Source organism: Bacillus sp. IBL03825 (genome assembly GCF_024712505.1).
GTDB classification, from domain to species: Bacteria; Bacillota; Bacilli; order Bacillales; family Bacillaceae_G; genus Bacillus_A; species Bacillus_A wiedmannii.
In genome coordinates, this window is sequence record NZ_JAMXKE010000001.1 from 2,667,661 (window position 1) to 2,690,404 (window position 22,744).

Annotated in this window: 24 protein-coding genes, 8 pseudogenes and 1 other annotated feature; of the genes and pseudogenes, 21 read left to right on the forward strand and 11 right to left on the reverse strand. The window is 32.7% G+C overall.

Translation table 11 applies throughout. The annotated features are described in order from the left end of the window. Window positions 1-100: 100 nt before the first annotated feature. Window positions 101-208, forward strand: coding sequence for a YjcZ family sporulation protein (locus NHG49_RS13595; protein ID WP_000120182.1), 108 nt, complete (start codon window positions 101-103; stop codon window positions 206-208). Between the two features lie 92 nt (window positions 209-300). Here NHG49_RS13595 and NHG49_RS13600 read toward each other — a convergent pair whose 3' ends face one another. The 3 genes from NHG49_RS13600 to NHG49_RS31690 all read right to left on the reverse strand — a co-directional run bounded on the left by NHG49_RS13600 (window position 301) and on the right by NHG49_RS31690 (window position 2,805). Beyond that, window positions 301-1,569 carry a sensor histidine kinase gene (locus tag NHG49_RS13600; protein ID WP_064475368.1) on the reverse strand — a complete coding sequence of 423 codons (1,269 nt, stop codon included), beginning with the start codon at window positions 1,567-1,569 and terminating at the stop codon, window positions 301-303. A 125-nt stretch (window positions 1,570-1,694) separates the two neighbouring features. Continuing rightward, window positions 1,695-2,237: a site-specific integrase gene (locus tag NHG49_RS31685; protein ID WP_374453487.1), complete on the reverse strand. Its 543-nt coding sequence runs from the start codon at window positions 2,235-2,237 to the stop codon at window positions 1,695-1,697. Then, complete coding sequence (locus NHG49_RS31690) at window positions 2,164-2,805, reverse strand: Arm DNA-binding domain-containing protein (protein ID WP_373696158.1); 642 nt, start codon at window positions 2,803-2,805, stop codon at window positions 2,164-2,166. Before NHG49_RS31690 ends, NHG49_RS31685 begins: the two co-directional genes overlap by 74 nt. 235 nt (window positions 2,806-3,040) lie before the next feature. Between NHG49_RS31690 and NHG49_RS13610 the strand changes: the two genes are divergently transcribed. From NHG49_RS13610 to NHG49_RS13630, 5 genes and pseudogenes are all read left to right on the forward strand, one after another. After that, window positions 3,041-3,502 carry a hypothetical protein gene (locus NHG49_RS13610; protein ID WP_064475369.1) on the forward strand — a complete coding sequence of 154 codons (462 nt, stop codon included), beginning with the start codon at window positions 3,041-3,043 and terminating at the stop codon, window positions 3,500-3,502. A 13-nt stretch (window positions 3,503-3,515) separates the two neighbouring features. Then, window positions 3,516-3,854, forward strand: a complete 339-nt coding sequence (locus tag NHG49_RS13615; RefSeq protein WP_081257252.1) for an IDEAL domain-containing protein — start codon at window positions 3,516-3,518, stop codon at window positions 3,852-3,854. Window positions 3,855-3,869: 15 nt separating this feature from the next. Next, complete coding sequence (locus tag NHG49_RS13620; RefSeq protein WP_064475370.1) at window positions 3,870-4,316, forward strand: hypothetical protein; 447 nt, start codon at window positions 3,870-3,872, stop codon at window positions 4,314-4,316. 561 nt (window positions 4,317-4,877) lie between these two features. Beyond that, a pseudogene (locus NHG49_RS13625) lies at window positions 4,878-5,042 on the forward strand (dUTP diphosphatase); the annotation flags it as partial. A gap of 2 nt (window positions 5,043-5,044) precedes the next feature. Then, a pseudogene (locus NHG49_RS13630) lies at window positions 5,045-5,218 on the forward strand (N-acetylmuramoyl-L-alanine amidase C-terminal domain-containing protein); the annotation flags it as partial. Here NHG49_RS13630 and NHG49_RS13635 read toward each other — a convergent pair. Beyond that, a complete protein-coding gene (locus tag NHG49_RS13635; protein ID WP_088046700.1) occupies window positions 5,199-5,663 on the reverse strand; it encodes a restriction endonuclease in 465 nt (154 codons plus the stop codon). The pseudogene NHG49_RS13630 and the gene NHG49_RS13635 sit on opposite strands and share 20 nt — an antisense overlap. Before the next feature lie 121 nt (window positions 5,664-5,784). On the opposite strand from NHG49_RS13635, the gene NHG49_RS13640 reads away from it, so the two are divergent. Beyond that, window positions 5,785-6,234: a hypothetical protein gene (locus NHG49_RS13640; RefSeq protein ID WP_064475373.1), complete on the forward strand. Its 450-nt coding sequence runs from the start codon at window positions 5,785-5,787 to the stop codon at window positions 6,232-6,234. Window positions 6,235-6,259: 25 nt separating this feature from the next. Here the strand turns inward: NHG49_RS13640 and NHG49_RS13645 are convergent, their stop codons facing one another. Further along, the gene (locus tag NHG49_RS13645; protein ID WP_064475970.1) at window positions 6,260-6,457 is read right to left on the reverse strand and encodes a helix-turn-helix transcriptional regulator; all 198 of its coding nucleotides are present in this window, start codon (window positions 6,455-6,457) and stop codon (window positions 6,260-6,262) included. Window positions 6,458-6,607: 150 nt separating this feature from the next. Between NHG49_RS13645 and NHG49_RS13650 the strand changes: the two are divergent. Together NHG49_RS13650 and NHG49_RS31920 are read left to right on the forward strand one after the other, a co-directional pair. Beyond that, window positions 6,608-6,909 (forward strand): annotated as a pseudogene (locus NHG49_RS13650) (hypothetical protein). 9 nt (window positions 6,910-6,918) lie between these two features. Continuing rightward, window positions 6,919-7,044 (forward strand): annotated as a pseudogene (locus NHG49_RS31920) (replication-relaxation family protein); the annotation flags it as partial. 274 nt (window positions 7,045-7,318) lie between these two features. Here the strand turns inward: NHG49_RS31920 and splB are convergent. The 3 genes from splB to NHG49_RS13665 form a co-directional block, all read right to left on the reverse strand. Continuing rightward, window positions 7,319-8,347 carry a spore photoproduct lyase gene (gene splB / locus NHG49_RS13655; RefSeq protein WP_088046699.1) on the reverse strand — a complete coding sequence of 343 codons (1,029 nt, stop codon included), beginning with the start codon at window positions 8,345-8,347 and terminating at the stop codon, window positions 7,319-7,321. Continuing rightward, window positions 8,344-8,607, reverse strand: coding sequence for a transcriptional regulator SplA domain-containing protein (locus NHG49_RS13660; RefSeq protein ID WP_064475375.1), 264 nt, complete (start codon window positions 8,605-8,607; stop codon window positions 8,344-8,346). Before NHG49_RS13660 ends, splB begins: the two co-directional genes overlap by 4 nt. Before the next feature lie 162 nt (window positions 8,608-8,769). Next, window positions 8,770-8,943 carry a hypothetical protein gene (locus NHG49_RS13665; protein ID WP_000354585.1) on the reverse strand — a complete coding sequence of 58 codons (174 nt, stop codon included), beginning with the start codon at window positions 8,941-8,943 and terminating at the stop codon, window positions 8,770-8,772. Window positions 8,944-9,200: 257 nt separating this feature from the next. On the opposite strand from NHG49_RS13665, the gene NHG49_RS13670 reads away from it, so the two are divergent. Next, window positions 9,201-9,563, forward strand: a complete 363-nt coding sequence (locus tag NHG49_RS13670) for a carboxymuconolactone decarboxylase family protein (protein WP_064475376.1) — start codon at window positions 9,201-9,203, stop codon at window positions 9,561-9,563. Window positions 9,564-9,682: 119 nt separating this feature from the next. Here the strand turns inward: NHG49_RS13670 and NHG49_RS13675 are convergent, their stop codons facing one another. Then, window positions 9,683-10,138: a TspO/MBR family protein gene (locus tag NHG49_RS13675; protein WP_088046698.1), complete on the reverse strand. Its 456-nt coding sequence runs from the start codon at window positions 10,136-10,138 to the stop codon at window positions 9,683-9,685. Between the two features lie 347 nt (window positions 10,139-10,485). Further along, on the reverse strand, window positions 10,486-11,367 hold the full coding sequence (locus NHG49_RS13680; protein WP_258126132.1) for a protein kinase: 882 nt from the start codon (window positions 11,365-11,367) through the stop codon (window positions 10,486-10,488). Window positions 11,368-11,494: 127 nt separating this feature from the next. Here NHG49_RS13680 and NHG49_RS13685 point away from each other — a divergent pair, with 127 nt between their 5' ends. The 11 genes and pseudogenes from NHG49_RS13685 to NHG49_RS13735 all read left to right on the forward strand — a co-directional run bounded on the left by NHG49_RS13685 (window position 11,495) and on the right by NHG49_RS13735 (window position 21,851). Further along, window positions 11,495-12,007: a GrpB family protein gene (locus tag NHG49_RS13685; RefSeq protein WP_258126133.1), complete on the forward strand. Its 513-nt coding sequence runs from the start codon at window positions 11,495-11,497 to the stop codon at window positions 12,005-12,007. Between the two features lie 171 nt (window positions 12,008-12,178). Then, window positions 12,179-12,412, forward strand: a pseudogene (locus tag NHG49_RS13690) (alcohol dehydrogenase catalytic domain-containing protein); the annotation flags it as partial. A gap of 220 nt (window positions 12,413-12,632) precedes the next feature. After that, window positions 12,633-13,754, forward strand: coding sequence for an IS200/IS605 family element RNA-guided endonuclease TnpB (gene tnpB / locus NHG49_RS13695; RefSeq protein ID WP_258126134.1), 1,122 nt, complete (start codon window positions 12,633-12,635; stop codon window positions 13,752-13,754). Window positions 13,755-13,828: 74 nt separating this feature from the next. After that, window positions 13,829-14,584 (forward strand): annotated as a pseudogene (locus NHG49_RS13700) (zinc-binding dehydrogenase); the annotation flags it as partial. A 261-nt stretch (window positions 14,585-14,845) separates the two neighbouring features. Next, a complete protein-coding gene (locus NHG49_RS13705) occupies window positions 14,846-15,445 on the forward strand; it encodes an undecaprenyl-diphosphatase (RefSeq protein ID WP_064475381.1) in 600 nt (199 codons plus the stop codon). 297 nt (window positions 15,446-15,742) lie between these two features. Continuing rightward, a complete protein-coding gene (locus NHG49_RS13710; protein ID WP_258126137.1) occupies window positions 15,743-17,881 on the forward strand; it encodes a penicillin-binding protein in 2,139 nt (712 codons plus the stop codon). 175 nt (window positions 17,882-18,056) lie between these two features. Beyond that, window positions 18,057-18,315: a binding site (T-box leader), on the forward strand. A gap of 65 nt (window positions 18,316-18,380) precedes the next feature. Then, window positions 18,381-19,619, forward strand: coding sequence for an MFS transporter (locus tag NHG49_RS13715; protein WP_258126139.1), 1,239 nt, complete (start codon window positions 18,381-18,383; stop codon window positions 19,617-19,619). A gap of 123 nt (window positions 19,620-19,742) precedes the next feature. Further along, window positions 19,743-19,848, forward strand: a pseudogene (locus NHG49_RS31695) (penicillin-binding protein); the annotation flags it as partial. Between the two features lie 22 nt (window positions 19,849-19,870). Further along, window positions 19,871-20,080: pseudogene (locus NHG49_RS13725) on the forward strand (GNAT family N-acetyltransferase); the annotation flags it as partial. Window positions 20,081-20,337: 257 nt separating this feature from the next. Continuing rightward, on the forward strand, window positions 20,338-20,844 hold the full coding sequence (locus NHG49_RS13730) for a DUF3189 family protein (RefSeq protein ID WP_064475384.1): 507 nt from the start codon (window positions 20,338-20,340) through the stop codon (window positions 20,842-20,844). Between the two features lie 200 nt (window positions 20,845-21,044). Next, a complete protein-coding gene (locus NHG49_RS13735; RefSeq protein ID WP_064475385.1) occupies window positions 21,045-21,851 on the forward strand; it encodes a DegV family protein in 807 nt (268 codons plus the stop codon). 134 nt (window positions 21,852-21,985) lie between these two features. Here the strand turns inward: NHG49_RS13735 and NHG49_RS13740 are convergent, their stop codons facing one another. Next, window positions 21,986-22,558, reverse strand: a complete 573-nt coding sequence (locus NHG49_RS13740; protein WP_064475386.1) for a DJ-1/PfpI family protein — start codon at window positions 22,556-22,558, stop codon at window positions 21,986-21,988. Window positions 22,559-22,744 lie beyond the last annotated feature (186 nt).

Below are 22,744 nucleotides of genomic sequence, written 5' to 3' on the forward strand. Positions count from 1 at the left end.
GTGGACATGCTCAAAAAAGGGATATTTACATAATGTATAATACGAACCAGTTAAAATGATCAACTACCTATTAGTTTTCAAACCAAAAGGAGGAGAAAATATGAGTTACGGTGGTTCTTGTGGTTTTGGTGGAGGTTTCGCGTTATTAGTTGTGTTATTTATTTTATTAATTATCGTTGGATGCAGCTGCTGGGGCGGAGGGTACTAATTTCTAATTAGTCTCCACAAATGTAAACTTAAAAAACATAGAAGATACTTATGTATCGAAACAAATAAAAAAGGAGCAATTATGCTCCTTTTTTATTTGTTTTCAGATGAGTTCATATTACATTTCGGCAATGTAATTGTCAAAGTTGTACCTTTATTAATAACGCTTCGGATTTTCAAACTACCTTGCATCGTTTCAATGATCTTAACAGCAACCATTGTACCTAAACCTGTACCTTTTGTTTTTGTACTAAAATATGGTTCACCAAATCGATTTACTTGCTCTTGTGACATACCAATTCCGCTATCCTCAATTAGAATAATAACTTTATTATTACTAATAGATGAGGAGATATGTAAAGTACCACCATTAGGCATTGCTTCAATCCCATTTTTTATTAAGTTTAAAAAACATTGTTGAAAGTGCTGTTTATTGCCTACAATTGTTGCCGTGGAAAAATCTTTTGTAATATGTATTGTATTCATATTACATAATGGTAAGATCATATTAATAACTCGGTTCAATTCTTGTTCTACTGAAATATGATCTGATTTTTCTGAAGCAGGTTTGGCAAACGTTAAATAATCATCAATAATTCCTTGTGCACGATGTAATTCTTCAAGTATATGTTCAATATACTCGTCTCTTGATTCTGGAGTTAAATTAGGTGTTTTTAAAAGTTGAGTAAATCCTTTTACGACAGTTAAGGGATTTCTTACTTCGTGCGATATACTAGCAGCAAGTTGGCTGACAATCTCCATTTTTTCCATTTTAATGATCTTCGATCGCATACATACTGCATCTTTTAAAACTTCATTAAAATAAATGACAAACAACATCAAAATGGTTGGTAATATTATGAAATAAATAATGTACAAATTATTCACTTCAAAATCTGATAAAGTTAATACAATTACAGTTGTAAATATTGCTAGAAAAAATGTTAAAAACATTCCATAAGCTACTTTAATTTTTCTATTATACTTATTAAATTTTGCGGATGCGAATGCTGTAACGATAAACATTGTGCCATAAACTATTATTGTTAACATACTAAATCCATAAAATGAAAATCTTGTAATTAATAAAATAGCAAACAAAATGATACCAACAGGGAAGCCACCATAAAGTGTGCCTATTATAACTGGTATTTGTCTTAAATCATGAATACAATTTTCATCCATATAGATTGGATAGCGCATACATAAAATAAGAGGGATACTCGTACAAAGGATAATAAGTAGCTTTTTATATTTCTTTAAATAGCGTCCGCTATCATATATAAAATAAAAAATAAATATACTACTTAAAATGTAAAGAAGATTATTTAATACGTTTTGATTAATATAAACAAAGTTCATAATATTTTCCTCGTTATTTTGAATTTCCATTTTATATGTATTATACATGATAACATGTATTAAGCTGAACGAACCTTGATAATAAAGGTTTTGTTTGGATTTTTATTGCAAATTGCAAACATTAGCTAACCAAAGATACTTTTACCAAAATTTTTTACTGCTTCTTCTTGCATATTCGGTAAAACATGAGAATAAATTCTAAGCGTTAATGAAATATCTGTATGACCTAATCTCTCACTGATAATTTTAGGATTAACTCCTTGTTTCAATAATAAAGTTGCGTGTGTATGTCTTAAATCATGAATTTTAAATTTTTTCACTGCTGCATTTTTTATTTCTTTATAAAATTTTAACCTGAAAGTATTTCTGTATAAAACCTCACCAGATTTATTACAATTAATTAAATTAAAATCTTGATAAGCAGAACCCATTCGTAATTTCTCTTTATTAATTTGAATTCGATGTTTTTTTGCTGCTTCTATTGTTTCTACAGGAACAGGGATTGTACGGTTTGATGCACTTGTTTTCGCGGTGTTTTTAATTTTATCATCACCACCAACAGTTTGATTGATGGTAACTGTATGATTTTCAAAATCAACATCCTGCCAACGTAAACCTAAAACTTCTCCAAGACGCATCCCTGTAGTAATTACTAATAAGTAAGCAATGTGATATCGTGAGTCTTGTGAATGTAATAGAAATCTTTTTACTTCTTCCTCCGTCCAAGTCTGGATGGGGCTTTTTTCTTTTTTTGGGTAACTCAACAAATTGAGCGGGATTTCTAGAAATAATATTTTGTTTTACTGCTAGATTTAAAGCTGTTTTTAGTACTCGATGCAATTGGATTAAGGAATTATTTGAAATACCAGTATCTAATGCTGATTTATAGCATTTTTGAATGTGCATAACATTTAATTTATGAAGTGCAATCATTCCTATACTCGGTATAACATGATGGGTTACATTGTTATAATAAGAAACGTAGCTATTTCTTTCTAAACTCATCCTTTTAATTTCTAACCACTGAACCAGATAGTCTTTTAAAGTAAGCTTAGACGGCTCCACAAAAATCCCTTCATTTAACTCCGTAATCTTTTTCGCCACATCTTTTTCGGCTTCTTTTTTTGTCTTATAACCAGAAAACCACTTCTGTCTTCTTTTTCCTGCCTCTGGATCAGGATCGATATCAATAATGATACAGTAATTATTTCCTCTTTTTCGAATATGTCCTTTCACTTAATACACTCCTTCATTTTGTTTTGAATCATGTTGTATAAGTCTAGTTGTAATTTTGCTGCTATGAAAATTACATGTTTGGACATATCAGCGATAGATACATTTTACCATATATGAACAAATTCAGTTATAGGGTATGATTGTCAGATAATACTAATTTCATCTTTGCAATATACAGAAAATTCGGTAATATAATCGATGGAATTATAAAGCGATTCAAGGGGGAGGAAGAAAGATGAAAAAGTTATTAGCAGTATTTTTCGCACTAGCATTAGCATTTACGGCTATTGGTTCTACACCAGCTATGGCAGCGGGGAATTCTGATGCAAGAATTGTAACTTATGTCGGAGTACTACAGAACTATATTTATGGTAAAAAGCCACTATTCAATAGTCCAAGTGATCCAACAGTAGTAGGGTATGTAGCTAATCAATATGTAACAATAAAGCAACCATGGTTTATTGTTAATACATCTTTAGGGGAAAAATGGATGGGATTCAATCAATGGGAAGTTTCACTATGGCGTGATTTTGATGCAGGTGTGGGACGTTTATATGTAGACGGAAAAGTGGCAATACGTAATGATCCGGGCTCTCAACCAGTAGGTTATGTTGCTAATCAAAACGTTACAGTAAAACAAGCTTGGTATTTAATTAATACATCTTTAGGACAAAAATGGATAGGTTATAATTTGTAAAAAAGCGCTCATTATGAGTGCTTTTTTATTTGTATATATTGAGATTTCAGCAGGATTTTCAGGAGGCAACACGTTCGCATTTTATAAACCGAATCTAACTGGTACGGAAGGAATAGCTGCATATAACCATTTCAATGCGAACGATGTTCCAATTTATATTCAAATCAATTTCAAAGGTAAATACAAGGAGCCTTTATACATGGAAGTACTTGAAGATGGTGACTGTTCACTTGAAACACATATCGACGGGGAAGATCATGATGAAATTGATCAGTTAATTAAATATAACCTCATCGACCATGCATTAGACACAAGAAACGAAGAATTGTTCCATAAGTTAATTGTAAATTAAGGGGAAGGTGGAAGGATGGCGGTCCTTTACAAATTCAAACTCACAACCATTTTCGAACACTGGCCAAATGAAGAATTTGTAGTAGCAGAAACCGAAGGAAAAGCAAGATTCCTATATTGGCAAAAGTTCAGAACAAAGTTTCTAACAATGCCGATGGTTGAATTTATGAAGTTTGTAAAGTGTGAGAACGAGGGTGTATTTGATATCAAGCGCATGTACAGCGCGGAGAAAGCTTTTAAGAAAATGCAGAATTTCCGCAACCTCCATTTTGCTTATATGGGTATGCGAGTAAACGTAGCTGGCATGTGGGGTACGATCGTTGGAAACTGGAAAACTAATTTGTTTGTTTTGTTCGATGGGGAAATTGAGAGGCATAACTGCCATCCTCATTGGGAAATTGCTTACTATGATGATGAGGGCAATGTGGTTCGAAACTACCAGAAGGGAGAGTATGCGGTATAAGTAAAAAAGGACGAGCAGTCGTACCTGCCGTCCTTTATAGGAGAAAAATTATTCTGGATTAGAACTACGAATAACCAGAAAACGCGCTTTAAAACAGTGTTGTCAAAGATGTAATAATCTATGCAACAAAAAAGCTTAGTCGGAATTCAAAACACCAAATGGCTTGCATTGGTAACAGGCTCAAAAGTAGTATATGTAAAATGAAAAATTTCATACAAAAAGCAGACAACATTTTCGGTTGTCTGCCAGTTAGCCGAATGAGTTAGCTAATTGTGATATATTGCATTCCCATTACGAGAAGAGTGAAGCTGCTAGTTCAAACAGCTTGTTGGTATTATTTTCGATATTTTTAAAAATATACAGTAAGAATTAGAAAAGTTATGAACCAATCTGCCTCTTACTGTAAAGAGAAGGAAGTACCAGCCGTGGATTAAGCGGCTTGAAAATAGTATGTATTGATTTTTGAAAAATATTCAAGGGGTGAAGAAACATGGAATATTTAATAAATGGTGTTTATGAAATTACATTATTGATCAGTGAAGCGAAAGGGAGAAGAGAATAATGAATATCGTAAAATTACGTGGATTACAAAGGGTACTTGATAATCGAATTATTAAACAACACGGTTTAGAAGGTCAAAACTTAGTTAGTAATTTAATTTTGGCGCTACAGGTTGAAATCGCTGAATTAGCGAACGAGACACGTTGTTTTAAACATTGGAGTAATCATATGAGGTTCAAGATGCTATGCAAGCTTTAACAACTGTTAAAATGACAGCGAACTTCAAATTACAATCTGATGGCTTAACGTATTTTGTTTCTGAGCCAACGTCAGATACACAACTTAATGCGATGAAAAGATACCTTGACCGTAAATTAATAATTACGGTTTCATCATGTTAATAAGAGCGTCACCATCTATTAACTCAATATTTTTATTCGCAGCGTATTGCCTTGCGTTCTTATTAAATTTACTAAGTGTAACAAAGTATCCTCCAACTGCATCACCATCAATAATAGCGCTATGTAACTTTTGAATGTACGGTCTTCCAATAGATTCCTTTGTATATCTTTTCACTTCAACAAATTTCACTTCATCGTCTTTCCAAAGGATAATGTCTTTTCCGCCATCATTTGAGCCAGGTGTAACTTGTGCTCGATACCCAAGAGAATTAAATAAGTCAGCGATTAAGTATTCAAATTTTCGTGGATCCATTTGCTCTAGATATTCACGATTAGCCTGCTCTCTCAATTGGTTCATACGAATCTCCTCTTCTGAGACTTGTGGTGCTTTAAGGATTATTCCTAATGCAAAAACGATGACTAATGAAAGGATAGCCCAAATCATAGAATTCACCTCAGTATGAGTATGTCCTAAATGAGATTAATTAAAATTCTTGTAGTCACTAATTTTGTTTTATGCTAAAATCCATTGGGTATTTATTATTAATAATTATTTTGGAGGATTTATGAGCAATCAGAACGACAACAAGACAAGCAGTGTTAAAGCAGTCCCAGTAATAATTTTGGGATTATTCTTACCAATCTTTCTTCCGGCTTTATTAATGTTGGGGCTAGGGAAATGGATGCCGAATGAAATTCAATATTCAGGAATAATGTCATTATTCATTTTATCTATTGAAATGTTTATAATAGCGGCTCTTTTTACGAAGATTTTAAGTTTGGTTGGCTTGTCTGAAAAGAAGTTAGATGAGTTAGGCTTTTTAGGGTTTACAATATCAATGGTTACTTCATTTTTAGCAATATACGTAGGGTATTTTTGGATGACCAAAAGTGGTTTATCATCAGTTGAATTAACGTCGAAAGGTATCTTAGTTATTGCTATTGTTGCAACTATTATTTTAGCAATTTTATTAAAAGTTTTAGAAAGAATGGAAAAAAATGAAGTGAAACAGTGAAAAAGACGGTGTATACCGTCTTTTTTTATTTTATATCTTCTTCGATCCAAATTTCTTCTAATTTCATTTCCAGTGCACGAGCAATACGATATGCAACAGGCAAGGTTGGAAGTCCCCCTTTTATTAAATTCGTCATTGCCGAATTACTTATATTCGCTTTCTTTGCGATATATCCATATTTGATGCCTTTTTCATCAAGAATTTGTTTTAATTGACTTCGCATAATTTCCACATCCATTTTAAATTTTTGCTTGTCCATTTAAATATTTTGAGAATGGACAGGCAAAATCCTTCTTTCTAGGTCATATACCTATATCAAAACCACGAGGAATACCGAGTGAAATCAAGGACATCAAGAGGGGAGAGGGCGCGTATGCGTTGGCAATATTCACATTTGAACGAAACGCCTTACCTGTATCCATCAAAAGAATTAAGAGGTATGTATAGGGATTCAAATGGCAAAAAAGAAACAAATGCAATTGTGGACCACATGGCAAGACAGGAGGTTTTTGATAATCGTGAGTACAAGGCTATTACCGTTTATCAAACGATATTATAGATGATTTATATGAAGATGAGGATGAAGTGCTTGAGTGGGGAGATGTCATTAATGAGTATCAGCCGGTTATGACAGCGAAGGGATTACAACTCATTCAAAAAGAGGGATTTAAATGACAATCGTAGGAGAAGCATAACGGGAAAATGTCAGTTATTCATTTCTTTACAGTAACCAAATACAGAGAAAAGAAACTCGAAGAGTTGGCAGCTAAATATGATGTTTTTGTGAAGGTTTATGTAATAGAAGATATATATAAAGTAATAACATGTTTTAAAACGAACTGGTTAACACTTGAGGTAAGAGTTCTATTGCATTTGTAAAAGCAAATTAAGCCTATGTGTATGTGAAGAAAAAACAAAAACCGCCCTTGATGAGACGGCTTTTTAACTAATAAACCTATTAAAAAAATTTAGGATTTGAATTTTCAATGTTTCTAAAGGGTGCGGTGCATTAGCACCATATTCTTTTGTTTTTGGGGTGAGTAATTTCTTAGATTAGTGAAGAAAAGAACGTTGTTCTTTCTTTTTATGTAAAATATTCTAACTTGGCATTAGGAAAGAACTGTTTCATATAGGAATACAGATAATTTTTTATATCCTCTTCTTCTTCTTTTTGATAAATGTATTTTCCGATGCCATATTTCCCCCATTTATATCTTCTTTTCTCTTCATCTAATTCTAATTTTGTCATCGGGTAGTTTTTTTCAATCACCCTCTTAGCTGGCTTTGTAAAACGATGTTGAATAAATTCAAATGTAATATCATCCCGAGCATCAAGAGGTAATTCAGCATTTAGGCGTTCAAACATATGATAGTATCCACCCTGCCAGCCTTCATGAAGGTAAATAGGGGCTACAATGAAACCAAGAGGATAGCCTGCTCTAGCTACTTTTCCTGCTGCTTCAATTCGTTTGGCTAAGGGAGAAGTTCCTGGTTCAAAGTTTTTAATCACATAATCAGCGTTTACACTAAAGCGAAATCTTGTCTTTCCATTATGTTTAGCATCAAGTAAATGATCTACATGGTGGAATTTCGTAACAAACCTCAATTTACCATATTCCGATTCTCCAAAATGCTCGATGGCCCGTTTAAGAGTATGCGTTAAATAATCGATTCCTACAATATCTGAAGTACACGACGCTTCAAATCTTGTTAATTCAGGTGCACGCTCCTCCATATATTTGTCAGCAGCATCTAAAATTTCTTCAACATTTACATACGTTCGTATATATGGCTTACTTCCCATCGTTGTTTGTAAATAACAATAATGACAATGTCCCATACATCCTGTTGCAAAAGGAATTGCATACTCCGCTGAAGGTTTGGAAGTATCAAATTTCAGCGTTTTTCTAACACCAACAACAAGTGTAGATTTTGCTACTCGATACTTTTGAAAATCGTTATCGCCTGGTAAATCTCTTACTTGATTATGGGAAGTAGTATGTCGAATTTCAACATCCATCTTTGAAAACTTCTCAAACAGCTCTTTCCCCAAAGGATAATCTAAAGCTTTAGGTTCAAAATATACAAGCTTAGGCATAAATGGTTTATTCATTCCAACATCCCCTCTGAAATATCACCATAATAGTAAGTGTACGCTTGGTTTGCCTCATCTTCGGTAGCATATACAGCCATTTCATTTGTTAGTGGATAATACGTTTCATAAAGAAATAATGCTAATTCATTAGGTCTTTCAGGGTTATTTACAACTGCCGCAGCTTGTATATTAGCTACGTCTTGAGTATGGGGATTTCGGTAAAAAATATAGACAATGTCACCAGCATGATATGTTTTACTTTCAGAAGAAAATTCCATTCTATCACCTTTTCATTTTGTATAATTCAATGTACAAATTTTTACTTTCTAATTTTCCTGTAGTGTAACCATTTAATTTCATTAATAAGATTACGTCATACAAACACAATTAATAATTGCACTACCAAAAAGGCAAGCATATATCAATGCTTGCCTTTCGTTCTAACGACGATGTTCAACAAGATCAATTACACCTAAAACCACGTGAGCTAAACCAAAACCAAATACTGTATTTGCAATCATTTTATTAGTTCCACGAGTTTGTTTAAGAGCATAACCTGCTGCTGTCACTGCTGTACCTAGAGCTGTTGGAATTAATCCTTCACGAATGTCCACAGTGATGCCTCCTTGTATCGTAGTTAGTAATAAATTTGTTTCAATCCTTTGAAGTAAAGCGTTGAAACAAGTATTAGTATTTTTCTTTTTAGTAAAATTATGTGGAGTTTTTATGAATAAGTATTTCGGATTCATTACAGCAATAGAGAGTGAAGAAAATATAACCTGTTTTCTATTACCAATTATGAGTAATCAAAACTGTTTAGGCCCATACTAATCTGTGTTTAATACATGATAGATATGAAGTTGAATATAAAATGGAACATAAAGGTAAAAATTCAATAGAAGATGCATTACTTCAGTACAAATATGGTTTGGGAGTATTTGCTGAGAAGATGCCGAAACCTACTGAACAATTTAATTCATTTACGGAAGAGTGCTTTAAAGATGGTGCGCTATCAAAAAAGCAAAAACAATTGATTGCATTAGGTATTAGTCTTTATTCACAGGATGAGTATTGTATTATTTATCATACAAAGGGATGTTTTGATCAAGGAGCTTCTGAACAAGAAATACTAGAAAGCATTGGTGTAACGGCAGCATTTGGCTGTGGCCCTACTATGAGTCAAGCAGTCACACTTGTTCAAAAATGTATAGAAGAACTAAAGAATATGAATTAATTAGAATAGAATTGATTGCATGAAAGTTTAGCTTTTTTATTTCTAAAATGTTTTTTTATTAATTGGCAAACATGAAAAAACTTGAGCATTTTTGGTTATGCTCAAGTTTTTATAAGATATTAATTCATACTAAAAATCGTCCAGGATAAGTATGTAGCAAATGCAGACCATAAAAAATATGGGATGAATAAGTAAGTTGATATCTTAGATAATTTCAAAGAAAAGACAATTAGTAACAATGTGGTAATTGTGATTAAAAAACAATCTATTGTTGCTAAAAATAAATTCTTTTGGCTAAATTGAAAATAACTGAACGCTTGATTGCAGATATAATTTAAAAGAAATAGGAACCAATATAGTTTTTGATGAAGCCCATACCTGTTATAAATAATTGTAATTGATAATGCAATAAGCCCATATAAAAAAAACCAAACAATTCCGATTATCATACCAGAAGGAGTCCAAGGTGGTTTTTGCAGGGCATCATACCAAACACGATCGATAGGGAATAAAATACTGGAAAGATAAAATAAACCATATGTGAGTAAGAATATCATGATACTAGATTTTTTCATAAACATTCTCCTTATTATATAGAAGATTACAGAACTCTATACAATAGTATGTCCTTCCAACAAATACAATTATTATATTCAATATGTACATAGGTATTTTTGTTGAAATTATTTAGCATTAGGATCTACAGAGAAAAGAGGCTGGAGGATATAATTGCAAAGGATGTTGTATTTAAAAGGTTTAGTAATAGAAGAAATAAAAAAGTGCTAACAAGTTTGCAAACGAACTTGCTAACACCTATACAAAATAGACTTAACCAAGTAGACAGTACTAATATGCAATATTCATGAAAGCATCTATGTTATACATGATTATAGTAGAAACTTTATGTTTTTAATAATATTGGTTATATATTTTCAGCATTTGCCACGTTTATCCACTCTTCATAAAATACTTTAACTGATTCATATCGTTCAGCTCGGCTTTCATTTACAGCACGATACGCTATTTCATATAAATCCCTACTTGCTTCCCATTTTGTAAAGGAACGATCTTTTCCACCTCCTAAAATTTCGAAAGCCATCGCCCCCATATTAAATACATTTGTTCTTGCATCAATCATAGCGTTTAGCTCAAATTCTTCAGGAGACATAAAACGCGAGGAACCCCATAATCTTCCCATTTTATTCACGTATGGTTTTTTAGAATATAAATCACTATCACAAATCTTCGTCTTATTTGTATGAAAATTATATAAAATACTACCGTCATAAAAATCTATTGCTACATAGTTTTCCTTTTCGACATATGTATGGAAAGAAAACATAGAATTTAAGGATTGAATTCGCTCCAAAACAGATAAATGCTTATATTTATAATAAGGAGAGTTTGGATTTTTATATTTCTCAGGAGGCGGGAAACTCCAATGTGAATGAAGACATTCGCCATCAAACCAATCAAAAATTAAGACATATCCAGATTGAACGGGAAAATGTTCAATTAATTGTATAAGTGATTCATGCTTTAATTCTTCATATAAGGAAACTGAATTTTTTAATCTATCAATTGCATCGCCGGTCTTTCCGTTATATGCAATTGTATGTGCCCCTGCATATTTAATAAATTTCTTATGCCCATCTTTTACTACACCAAAAGATAGATTTCCTGAATCTTGCTGGTCAAAAACCGCAAATACGGTTCCTAATTTCATAAGCCAATCAAAATTATGATATTTTTTTAATTGGAATGTTACTTGATTTAATTGAATTTCAACTGGAATATCTTTCATAATATACCTCACATTTATTATAATTAAGTTGTATATTTCAGTATTCGACATATTTTGTAAAAATCCTATGTTAATTACATTAAATTTTATAAATATAATAATAAATACTTATAAAAGGGTGAACAATATGGAACAACAAATCGTTATTAAACCATATCAAAAAGATTGGTATGAAGAGTATTTAATAGAAAAGGAGAAATTTATTTCATTATTTGGAGGAGAATGTATTGCTATTGAACACATAGGGAGCACATCTGTACAAGGATTAGGAGCGAAACCTCTAATTGATATGATGATTGGCGTAACGGATTTACAAATTACTGAAAAGAGGATTGAAGATTTATTAAAAATTGGATATGAGTATGTTCCAAAAGAAACACGTAATCGACGTTTTTTTAGAAAAGGAAAATGGAGAGCTGGTACCCATCATTTGCATGTTTATATTTATAATAGTGACGAATGGAAAAACAATCTTTTATTTCGAGACTTTCTAATAAAACATGAATGGGCACGTAAAGAATATAGAGAATTAAAAGAGAAACTTGCAGCTACATATCCTTTTGATCGTGTTTCATATACAAAGGAAAAGGCACCGTTTATTCAAAGAATTTTAGAATTGGCCAAAACTCAAAAAAACTAAAATTACAGATTCTTATCTAAAAAATTTTAAAAACCCCTTCCTACGTTATTTATAGGGAGGAATTTTTTCTTTTGTCATAACGATATACATTATTTCTAATTATTGGAGACGGATTATTTTATTTATTTCGATATTTCTAGTACATTGAAAATATTAAGGGGGAATTAAACAATGAAAGCTATTGTACATCAATATAAAAAAGGGATAGAAGGATTAGAATATAAATTTTCATCTGAAACAAATCCTAATGCTGGTGAAGTAAAAGTAAAGTTAAAAGCTGCAGGATTAAATCATAGGGATTTATTTATTATAAACAATAGAAAAGAAATGGAGCTGCCGTTAGTAATAGGGTCAGATGGTTCAGGAATTGTTATAGAAATCGGAGAAGGTGTTTCAAATAATTTATCATTTTAGCCAAGAAGACTCCTTCCTCAAGGAACGTGAAGGGCCACAGCCTAGTGAGTAGGTGGGAGATGAATTGGCTTCGGACAAGGGATGGCAAGAGCCATCTTAATTGTTCGACAGGTAGTAAAGTGTTACTTGACAAATTGTCATGATCATTTCACTATATTCCGAATGTACGTTCGGTGTATAATAGATATATATTGAAATGGAGGTGAAACTTATGATTATCAATAAAGCATATAAATTTCGTATATATCCAAATAAAGCACAAGCAACTCTAATCAATAAAACGATTGGTTGTTCTCGTTTTGTATTCAATCATTTCCTATCTCTATGGGATAATGCATACAAGGAAACAGGAAAAGGTTTGACATATGGTACATGCTCTGCCAAACTCCCTGCCATGAAGAAAGAGTTTGTTTGGCTAAAAGAAGTGGATAGTATTGCTATTCAGTCGTCTGTTCGCAACCTTGCGGATGCTTATACACGCTTTTTCAAAAAACAAAACAGCGCCCCGTGTTTCAAATCTAAGAAGAACAACGTACAATCTTATACCACAAAACAAACAAATGAAAACATTGCCGTTGTAGGCAACAAAATGAAATTGCCAAAACTAGGTCTTGTTCGATTTGCCAAAAGTCGTGAAGTAAAGGGACGTATTTTAAATGCTACGGTTAGAAGGAACCCTTCTGGTAGATACTTTGTGTCATTGTTAGTGGAAACAGAAGTGCAAAAACTCCCGAAAACACTTTCTTACATTGGAATGGATGTAGGGCTAAAAGACTTCGCGATTTTGTCAGATGGAACAACCTATAAAAACCCGAAGTTTTTTCGATCGTTAGAAGAGAAGTTGGCAAAAGTACAGCGTGTTCTTTCTAGAAGAATGAAAGGATCTTCTCGCTGGAATAAACAAAGAATTAAGGTAGCTAGAATTCATGAATATATAATGAATTCTAGAAAAGATTACTTGGACAAAATCTCAACTGAAATCATCAAAAACCACGATGTTATCGGTATAGAAGATTTGCAAGTATCGAATATGTTAAAAAATCATAAGTTAGCAAAAGCAATTAGTGAGGTATCATGGTCACAGTTTCGAACCATGTTGGAATATAAAGCAAAATGGTACGGCAAACAAGTCATTGTCGTATCGAAAACATTTGCTTCAAGCCAATTATGTTCTTGTTGTGGATATCAAAACAAAGACGTTAAAAATCTAAACCTACGTAAATGGGAATGCCCTTCTTGTAGTACACATCATGATAGGGATATTAACGCAAGTATCAATCTAAAGAATGAAGCGATAAGGCTTCTAACCGCAAGGACTGCGGAGATAGCCTAATAAATTAGAGTTCGATAGAACTCTTTACTTAGGAATCCCCCACTTCTAAACGAAGTGAAAGTGGGGGTAGTTCAATAAATAGCGAGGTTATTATAAATCCTAGCATTGGATGGGATAATATTGCTGAAATACCTGAGTTACCAGAGGTGTTAGGTGGACCGAAAGATGGTACGTTTGCTGAATATGTGATTGTACCAGCTGAAAATGTAGTGGCAAAACCGTCATATCTTACTTGGGATGAGGCTGGAGTTTTATCTTTATCGGCATTAACAGCATATAGAGCGCTTTTTACAAAAGGTAGATTGAAGTGTGGAGAACATGTTTTAATTCCGGGAATAGGCGGCGGTGTAGCGACATTTTCCATGTTATTTGCGAAAGCAATTGGTGCAAAAGTGATTGTTACTTCAAGGGTAGCGACTAAAAGACAGCTTGCTGAAAAATATGGCGCAGACATTTCTTTTAATAGTTCTGGAAATTGGGAAGAGAGTTTACGCGGAGAGAAAGTAGATTTAATAATTGATAGTATAGGTCCAGCAACATTTTTACAATATTTTGATGTATTAAAACCAAATGGGAGAATTGTTAATTTTGGTGCTAGCTCAGGAGATAAAATTGAATTACCTTTACGAGCATTATTTTATAATCAAATCGATATTATGGGGACATCTATGGGTAGCCGTGAGGAATTTAATGAAATGATTAAGTTTATAGAAAAATGTAAAATTAAACCAATTATTGATAAAGTTTATTCGTTAGAAGAAGCCATTCAAGCGTTAAGCCGTATGGAACAGGGCGAACAGTTCGGTAATATCGCTCTACGTATGGAATAAAAATATGATTTAATAACCTATGTTTTTATATGAATATGTTATGTAATATATACACTTATAGTTTGTGAATCATTTGATTTAAAAGGTTTTTCCACCCTATATATTTTTAATACATGTAAATAGTTACATAATTGTCAAATGAAAAATAGTAAAATGAATAAATTGAAAATCTAAATGTGTGTAAATATTGTATACTGTGTAAATCAAGTAAACTTGTAACTTAATTTCAAGTAAAACAAGAAATTGTAAGGAGAGAGTAATGTGAATTACACAGTATTTCAATGGATAAACAATTTAGCAGGTACATCTGCGCTCTTAGATAAGGCAATGATTGCTATTACAAATAGCGCTGCATATGTGGCTATTCTATTCATGTTTATCTTATGGTTTCATAACGGAAAGAAAGAGAATGCGATAAGAAAACAATATACAGTGTTGTATACGACACTTTCAGTAATAATTGCATTACTAGTAAATGTTTTTATTCATGTAGTATATTATCATCCACGTCCTTTTGTATCATATGAAGTGAATCAATTAGTACCTCATGCAGAAAACTCATCATTTGTTAGTGATCATTCTGTACTTGTATTATCGATTGCATTCACTTTTATGCTTAGAGGAGAAAAGTTAAGATATATTGCATTTTTATGGGCGGTTTTAGTTTGTATATCTCGTTTGTATGTAGGTGTTCATTTTCCTTTAGATGTAATGGGTGCAGCTGTAATAACGATTATAACAAGCAGTTTATTATTGCAGAAAAAACGTATATTTGAACCAATCGCAAAACTTGTTTTCAAAATGTATGCACTCGTAGCGAAACGAATTCCTTTTCTAAAGAAATATAACCATGTAGCTTAAATTTCATAATTAATCTTATAGATTAGGCAAAAAAGCCTCCTTTGGAAATCCAGAGGAGGCTTTTTTGTTGTATACAAGTGAATAGATTACTTCCAACAAAATTAAAAGAATGAATATTCTTAAATTTCACGTACTGTATTTTAAGTATGTAAATAAAATTACAATAACAACAACTAGTTTTGCATTGTTTTAAAGGAATTAAAAAGAAAACTTCGAAACATATAGTATCGAAAACAAAAATCACATATTTTAAAGCGCATCTTTGTATGTATCAATTAATAGAGAAAGGAGATAAACATGCATAAACTTCAAACGAATAAAGGCGCGCGGTATTTTATGGTTGCTTTTATTGTTTTGTTTCTTATTATGCTTTTGCGTTTTTTCTATATTCAGGCAGTAGGAGTCCTGCATAATGTGGATGTAAAGGATCTAGCAAATGAACAACATAATAAAAATGGTGTATTGGAAGCAAATCGTGGCACGATTTATGATCAAACTGGAAAAGTGCTAGTCCAAGATTCCACAACGTATCGTGTTGTTGTGAATTTAAAAGGAAAAGAAAACGTGAAAAATAAAGATGAAACCGCAGAACAATTAGCTGCCGCGCTTGAAATTGATAAAGAGGACGTACTAAAAAATTTTCACGAGGGACGTACGCAAGTTGAAATTGGAAAAGTTGGTCGGAATTTATCTAGAGAAGTGAAGGAAAAAATAAAACAATTAAAAATCCCTGGTGTATCCTTTATGTCAGAGAAAGCCAGAGTATATCCAAATGAAGATCTTGCATCCTATATACTTGGTTTTGCTAGACCAGATGATAAAGGAAATACAGAAGGGAAATTTGGACTTGAAAAAAGTCTAGATAAATATTTGCGCTCTACAAATGGGAAAATAGAATATGTGGGCACGCAAGGGGGGATTCCGCTTACGAATGATATAGGAAAAGTAGAAGCCGCTAAAAATGGAAATAACGTATACCTTACGCTTGATAAACAAATTAATGGTTTTTTAGAAGAAGCAATGAACAAGGCACAAGAACACTATGATCCTTCTATGTTAGTAGGAATCATAGCGGATCCAAAGACAGGCAAAGTTTTAGCGATGTCTAGTAAACCTAGTTTTAACCCCAATAAAGGTGATATCGAGTACTTTTTAAATGATCCAATCGCAAATGCATACGAACCCGGTTCAACAATGAAAATATTTACGTTAGCTGCTGCAATAAATGAAGGGGTATATAACGGGAAAGAATATTTCCAATCTGGAAAATATTCAGTTGGTTCATCTGATATAAAAGATCATAACGGTGGGTTTGGATGGGGATCTATTACATTTGATGAAGGCTTCGAAAGATCATCCAACGTAGCTTTTTCTATTTTAGAAGATCAGTTATTGAAACCGGATAAATTTAAGCAATATATGAATAAATTTGGATTCAACCAAAAAACCGGAATAGATTTACCTGGCGAAAGTAAAAACACATTATTATTAAATACACAAATTCAACAAGTCACAACTTCTTTCGGACAAGGTTCTACAGTAACTCCCATCCAATTAATCCAAGCAGCTACTGCTATAGCAAATGACGGAAAAATGATGCAACCATATATCGTTGACAAAGTTGTAAATCCAACAAACAAACAAGTTATTATGGAAAATCAACCGAAAGAAATTGGGAATCCGATAAAAAAAGAGACAGCGGACAAAGTAAGAGACTTAATGGAGCGTGTTATTACGTCTTCAAAAGGTACTGGTACAATGTATAAAGTGGATGATTATCCAATAGGAGGTAAGACCGGAACAGCGCAAATTCCGAATCCTGAAAATGGACGATATATGGAAGGGAAAGAAAATTATATTTTTTCATTTTTAGGTATGGCTCCGATTGATGACCCAGAGTTAATTGTATACTTAGCTATTAAACAACCAAAGTTAAAGGGAGACGAGTATGGAGCTCAGCCGCTTGCTGAAATATTTAAACCAGTTGTGAAAAATAGCCTTGAATATTTAAAGGTGAAACCATATACAGAAAAACAAATGGTAGATGCAACGAAACGATCCCAATTAAAAGTACAAAACTATGTCAATCAATCAATGGATACAGTAGAGAATAGTGTAAAAAAAGAGAAGCTTCAACCGATAATTTTAGGCGAAGGAAAAATAATAAAACAATATCCGCAATCTGGTGAAGTAATGAGTGAAGGGGATCGTATATTTTTATTAGGGAAGAACGCAATAATGCCAAATTTACAAGGTTGGTCAATGCGTGATGTTATGTATTTCTCTAAATTATTAAAATTAGATTTAAAAACTACAGGTACGGGCTATGTAACGAGTCAGAGCATTGAAAAGGGAGAAGATATACAAGAAGGCGATGCATTAATCCTAGAATTGGAACCACCGTTACAACCGTTAGCAGAGGCGAATACAAACTGATTCGGACAAAGTGAAGGGTCTATATACAATAGGCTCTTTTTTTTATAGATTTAAGTAATTTCACGCACCGTAATTTTTTTAAAAAATAATAAATGAGAGAATCAACAGTGACACTTCGTAAATATCTGATTATTTTATATTTACAGTTAACGTAACTTGTGATATTATGGAAAAATTAAATGTAGTGAAGAGAAGAGTAAATAAAATGAATTTTTCACAGAGAGCTCTATTTAGCTGAAAAGGAGCAAAAATTCTTTATTGAACCAAGCCTCTGAGCAGCACATCGGAACCTTTTATTAGGGGATAGTGTGACGGGAGCTCCCGTTATAGGGCTATGGTATAAGCATGTAATAGAATGCAGTACCTGATAAGGTTAATATGGCGACATATTAACAAACTAGGGTGGCACCGCGATGATAAATCTCGTCCCTAAGACTAAAAGTCTTGGGGGTGGGATTTTTTTATTGTTTTAAAACAATTTGGAAAGCGGGGGCCTAAAATGAAAAACACACTTAAAGATTGGAAATATCCTTTATTACTACTGTCTGGAGTTGGTATTGCGAATTTAGGGGCATGGATTTACTTAATAGCACTAAATGTACTTGTCTATAATATGGGGGAATCAGCCTTAGCTGTTGCTACTTTATATGTAATTAAACCATTAGCCGCTTTATTTACAAACGCTTGGTCAGGAAGTATGATTGATCGTTTAAATAAACGGAAGTTAATGATTCATCTCGATATATATCGTGCGGTATTTATCGCTATTTTACCTCTACTTCCATCACTTTGGTTTGTTTATGTATTCGTATTCTTTATAAGTATGGCCAGTGCGATTTATGAGCCAACTGCTATGACGTATATGACAAAATTAATTCCCGTGGAGCAAAGACAACGTTTTAACTCATTACGTAGTTTAATAGGGTCTGGTGCATTTTTAATTGGTCCAGCGATAGCGGGAGTATTGTTAATAGCAAGTACACCGGAGTTTGCTATATATATAAATGCTATAGCATTTCTCATATCAGGAGTAATTACATTGCTGTTACCTAATCTTGATAAAAAATCCGATATTCATACGTCAAATGACAAGCTATCTCTAGCTGTACTAAAAAAAGATTGGAACATCGTTTTAAATTTTAGTAAAAAATCTTTATATATCGTTTTTGTCTACTTCTTATTTCAAGGAATGATGGTTTTAGTTGCCGCAAATGATTCACTTGAATTATCATTTGCGAAAGAAGTTTTATTGTTAACAGATAGTGAATATGGCTTTTTAGTTAGTATCGCTGGAGCTGGGTTTATTTTAGGAGCCATAACAAATACAATTTTATCAAAAAAATTAACACCATCATTTTTAATTGGAATAGGATCATTATTCATTGCAATCGGTTATTTAATTTATGCTTTTTCAAATGAATTTTTAATAGCGACTATCGGATTCTTTATTTTATCTTTCTCTATGGCATATGCAAATACGGGATTTTATACTTTTTATCAAAATAATATACCTGTCCATATCATGGGACGGATTGGGAGTATATATGGACTTGTGATTGCGGGCATCACCATTTTAATTACGATATTGTTCGGAGTTGCCACTCAATTTATTTCTATACAACTTGTGGTTATTGTAGGCTCATTAGTAATGTTACTTATAACTATCATATTGTGTGTGTTTACTTTATTGCCATCACAGTCTAAGATGTATTCCTCTGAGTCAATCAATTCGAAATAGTTCTCTTGGTTTTGATTTATGGTATTCAATAGGAGGGTTCACCCTCCTATATATGAAAATATAAGAAAGGTGAACAATATTGATAAACAAGGGTGGTTTTTGTAATGAAAACAAAAGATCAAATTTGCACCTGGAAGTAAGTTTCACTACAACAATGCAGGTTTTATCATACTGGGATTAATAATCGAAGAACAGACAGACAGGACTTGAATTTACGGAATATATAGAAAAAACATATTCAATCCAATTAGTATGAAAAGAACGGATTTGTAAACGTAGATTCATATTTACACGTATACTCGGATCATAAAGACGAGATAAAAGGTGTCATGAAAAGTAATATAGATCAGCTATATCCAGTTCAAACATTTGCTCATTATACAGGTGAAAATAAAGAAGACATAAGAAAACAATTTAAACGAGTTCATGATTGTTTTTGTTTCGAAAAGTATTTTAACTAACAGTTCATACAGGTTAATAGATATGTTTGTTTTGAATAAAGATGCTAACAGATGTACGAGTCAAACGTACGTCTGTTTATTTTTATTAATAATGCTTACGACTATTACATTGTGTACCGTAATAAATAGATGATAGTATAATCGAAAAATATATAATGAATTAACAAAAAAATTGTAAATACATTCATCCTTTGTTTATCAATGCTGTGAACGGTAATACTAAATAACATTGAACTTTTACAACAAGGAATGATAATATGATATTTATTTACACAGATTTCGGCGGAACACATTCAACTTCACTTGCTGCAGCTTATCATTTAAATAAATTACCAACGGATCGTAAGTTAACGAAAGAAGAAATTTTGAATGTAGATTACTTTAATAAATTGAAAACAGAGGATATGGGGAAAATTATTTTTCATGGAATAGACGAGAATGGTAATCCGGTTTATACAATTGGATGCGGCGCATCAAAAGTTGTTGTACCTGCGATGAAGCATTTAGGAGAGATTCTGCAAAAACATTATCAAAGTCATGAAAAGATTATTTTTTCTAATACATCACCAACAGTACCTATACCAATGACTTTCGGTGGTCTGTTTTCTAGAAGGTTCCACATTGACTTTATCGGTGTACCGTTACTTGTATGGGGAGCAAAACTTTGCTGTGATAACATACAAAGACTTGTTAGTTATACGAAAGAAGCTGGCCAATTGACGAACGATTATGTTGTAATTTTAGATAATGAAACTTTTAAATAATGTATGATAAGAAGAAAATCGGGCAAATGCTTCGATTTTCTTCTTTTTTTGGTGAAAATGACAAAAAATATTCACATTTAATATCCATCTACTATAGCCAAAACAATAAAGTCCTGTTACTATTACAGGGATATTCTCTTTTCGTAACGTAAATATATAGAAAAGTCAGAAAAGAGGAATTGAATTAAGGGAGGAACAACATGAAGCGTGTTGCTTGGATTACTGATAGTACAACTGCGAGTTTTAAAACAGAAGGAGATAACTTTGTTATCCCAATTGAAGTTATTATTGATGGTGTGTCGTACAAAGATTGTGAAGAAGGTGTGCGTGAGCGCGTTTATAATGCTTTGAACGAAGGTAAAACTGTCACTACATCACAGCCTAACATAGGGGAAATGGTAGATTTATTTTCGAAATGCAAAGAAGAATATGAAGAGGGATTTGCAGTTGCTATTAGCGGAAAAGTAAGTGGAACTTATCAAAACATGAAGTTAGCTGCAGACATGGCAGGTTTCCCATTAACGGTATTGGATAGTGAAACAACAAGTTATCCAATGGATGAACTAATTAGAAAAGCGAAATCGTTATACAATGATGGTATGACGTTACAAGATATACACAAAACATTAGTAAATGAAAAAAGAAGACCTTTCCACGTATTCCCGAAAAGTTTAAAAGGCCTTTACGCAAGTGGACGTGTAAAGGGAGTTCAATTTTTACTTGGAAGTTTATTAAGTGTTAACTTAATATTAGAAGTAAAAGGTGGAGAACTTTTACTTGAAAAGAAAGTTCGCAAAATCCAAAAATGTCGAGAATACATTAAAAATGAGCTTGAAAAAGAATTACCAAAAGTACTTCATATGTTCCATGCTAACGATAAAGATGGAGCTGAAGAATGGATTTCAGATATTAGACAAGCATTCCCTGAAATGGACTTTAAATTATATCCATTACCAATTTCATTTGCGGTTCATGCAGGTGAAGGTACAATAGCAATTAGTTATTAAGATGAAAACCCGTGAATGATTCGCGGGTTTTTTATTTAATTAAATTGAAATTGGAGGCATATTACATCGCTATCAAGCAAAAAAGATCATTTTATCATTTTTGGGAGCAACCAATCCCTCAATTTGATTTGAAATTAAAAATATAAACCTTTGCCTACTGGCTGAACAGTTTCTAGCACAGTATTGACCATTTCTTCATTGATTAGGTTCCTTATAATCCAAGCTGAGAGATCTTGAGCTGCAAAACAGCCTGCAGCAGTCGAAATATTTCCTTCGTTCACGAAACTTTGTTCAATAACGTCCACATCAAATTCTTTAAGCTGTTCTACTGCGGATGGATATGTAGTGGCTTTTTTACCTGTTAGCAATTTTTTAGCTCCTAGTAGTAATGAACCAGAACACATAGATCCTATTAATTGTCTTTGAGGATTTACATGAATACTATTAAGATACTCTTGATTTGTATATAAATTTTGTACACCCTTACCACTTGCAAATATTACAGCGTCAGCAGACGGAATATCAGATATGCTTCCTGTCATGGGAATACGTAAGCCAGACATGGATATATGAGTTTTTCCCGTTCCTAATAGTTGAACGTCCCAATCAGAAATACCGCCAACTAAACGTACACGATTTAATAAATCCCATGGTAGAAAAACATCTATATCAGTAAAGTTATCAAAACAGACTATTGCAATTTTCATTTTCTAATCCACCCCTTACTGTTGTTACCAGTGCCAATTAACTTTTCTAATAAAACAATTCCTTTAACATTTGATTCTAATTCCATAAGTATATCCCCTTATTTACAAGATGAACTTCTCCTGTTTATGTTCTATATTAAGTTATAAATCCCTATATATTCCATGCATTTGAAAAAGGTGTTAGCA

Coding starts and splice junctions, on each gene's coding strand:
- NHG49_RS13595 (WP_000120182.1), top strand. CDS start 101: ATGAGTTACGGTGGTTCTTGTGGTTTTGGTGGAGGTTTCGCGTTATTA.
- NHG49_RS13600 (WP_064475368.1), bottom strand. CDS start 1,569: ATGAACTTTGTTTATATTAATCAAAACGTATTAAATAATCTTCTTTAC.
- NHG49_RS13610 (WP_064475369.1), top strand. CDS start 3,041: ATGAAAAAGTTATTAGCAGTATTTTTCGCACTAGCATTAGCATTTACG.
- NHG49_RS13615 (WP_081257252.1), top strand. CDS start 3,516: ATGAGTGCTTTTTTATTTGTATATATTGAGATTTCAGCAGGATTTTCA.
- NHG49_RS13620 (WP_064475370.1), top strand. CDS start 3,870: ATGGCGGTCCTTTACAAATTCAAACTCACAACCATTTTCGAACACTGG.
- NHG49_RS13635 (WP_088046700.1), bottom strand. CDS start 5,663: ATGATTTGGGCTATCCTTTCATTAGTCATCGTTTTTGCATTAGGAATA.
- NHG49_RS13640 (WP_064475373.1), top strand. CDS start 5,785: ATGAGCAATCAGAACGACAACAAGACAAGCAGTGTTAAAGCAGTCCCA.
- NHG49_RS13645 (WP_064475970.1), bottom strand. CDS start 6,457: ATGCGAAGTCAATTAAAACAAATTCTTGATGAAAAAGGCATCAAATAT.
- splB (WP_088046699.1), bottom strand. CDS start 8,347: ATGAATAAACCATTTATGCCTAAGCTTGTATATTTTGAACCTAAAGCT.
- NHG49_RS13660 (WP_064475375.1), bottom strand. CDS start 8,607: ATGGAATTTTCTTCTGAAAGTAAAACATATCATGCTGGTGACATTGTC.
- NHG49_RS13670 (WP_064475376.1), top strand. CDS start 9,201: ATGGAACATAAAGGTAAAAATTCAATAGAAGATGCATTACTTCAGTAC.
- NHG49_RS13675 (WP_088046698.1), bottom strand. CDS start 10,138: ATGAAAAAATCTAGTATCATGATATTCTTACTCACATATGGTTTATTT.
- NHG49_RS13680 (WP_258126132.1), bottom strand. CDS start 11,367: ATGAAAGATATTCCAGTTGAAATTCAATTAAATCAAGTAACATTCCAA.
- NHG49_RS13685 (WP_258126133.1), top strand. CDS start 11,495: ATGGAACAACAAATCGTTATTAAACCATATCAAAAAGATTGGTATGAA.
- tnpB (WP_258126134.1), top strand. CDS start 12,633: ATGATTATCAATAAAGCATATAAATTTCGTATATATCCAAATAAAGCA.
- NHG49_RS13710 (WP_258126137.1), top strand. CDS start 15,743: ATGCATAAACTTCAAACGAATAAAGGCGCGCGGTATTTTATGGTTGCT.
- NHG49_RS13715 (WP_258126139.1), top strand. CDS start 18,381: ATGAAAAACACACTTAAAGATTGGAAATATCCTTTATTACTACTGTCT.
- NHG49_RS13730 (WP_064475384.1), top strand. CDS start 20,338: ATGATATTTATTTACACAGATTTCGGCGGAACACATTCAACTTCACTT.
- NHG49_RS13735 (WP_064475385.1), top strand. CDS start 21,045: ATGAAGCGTGTTGCTTGGATTACTGATAGTACAACTGCGAGTTTTAAA.
- NHG49_RS13740 (WP_064475386.1), bottom strand. CDS start 22,558: ATGAAAATTGCAATAGTCTGTTTTGATAACTTTACTGATATAGATGTT.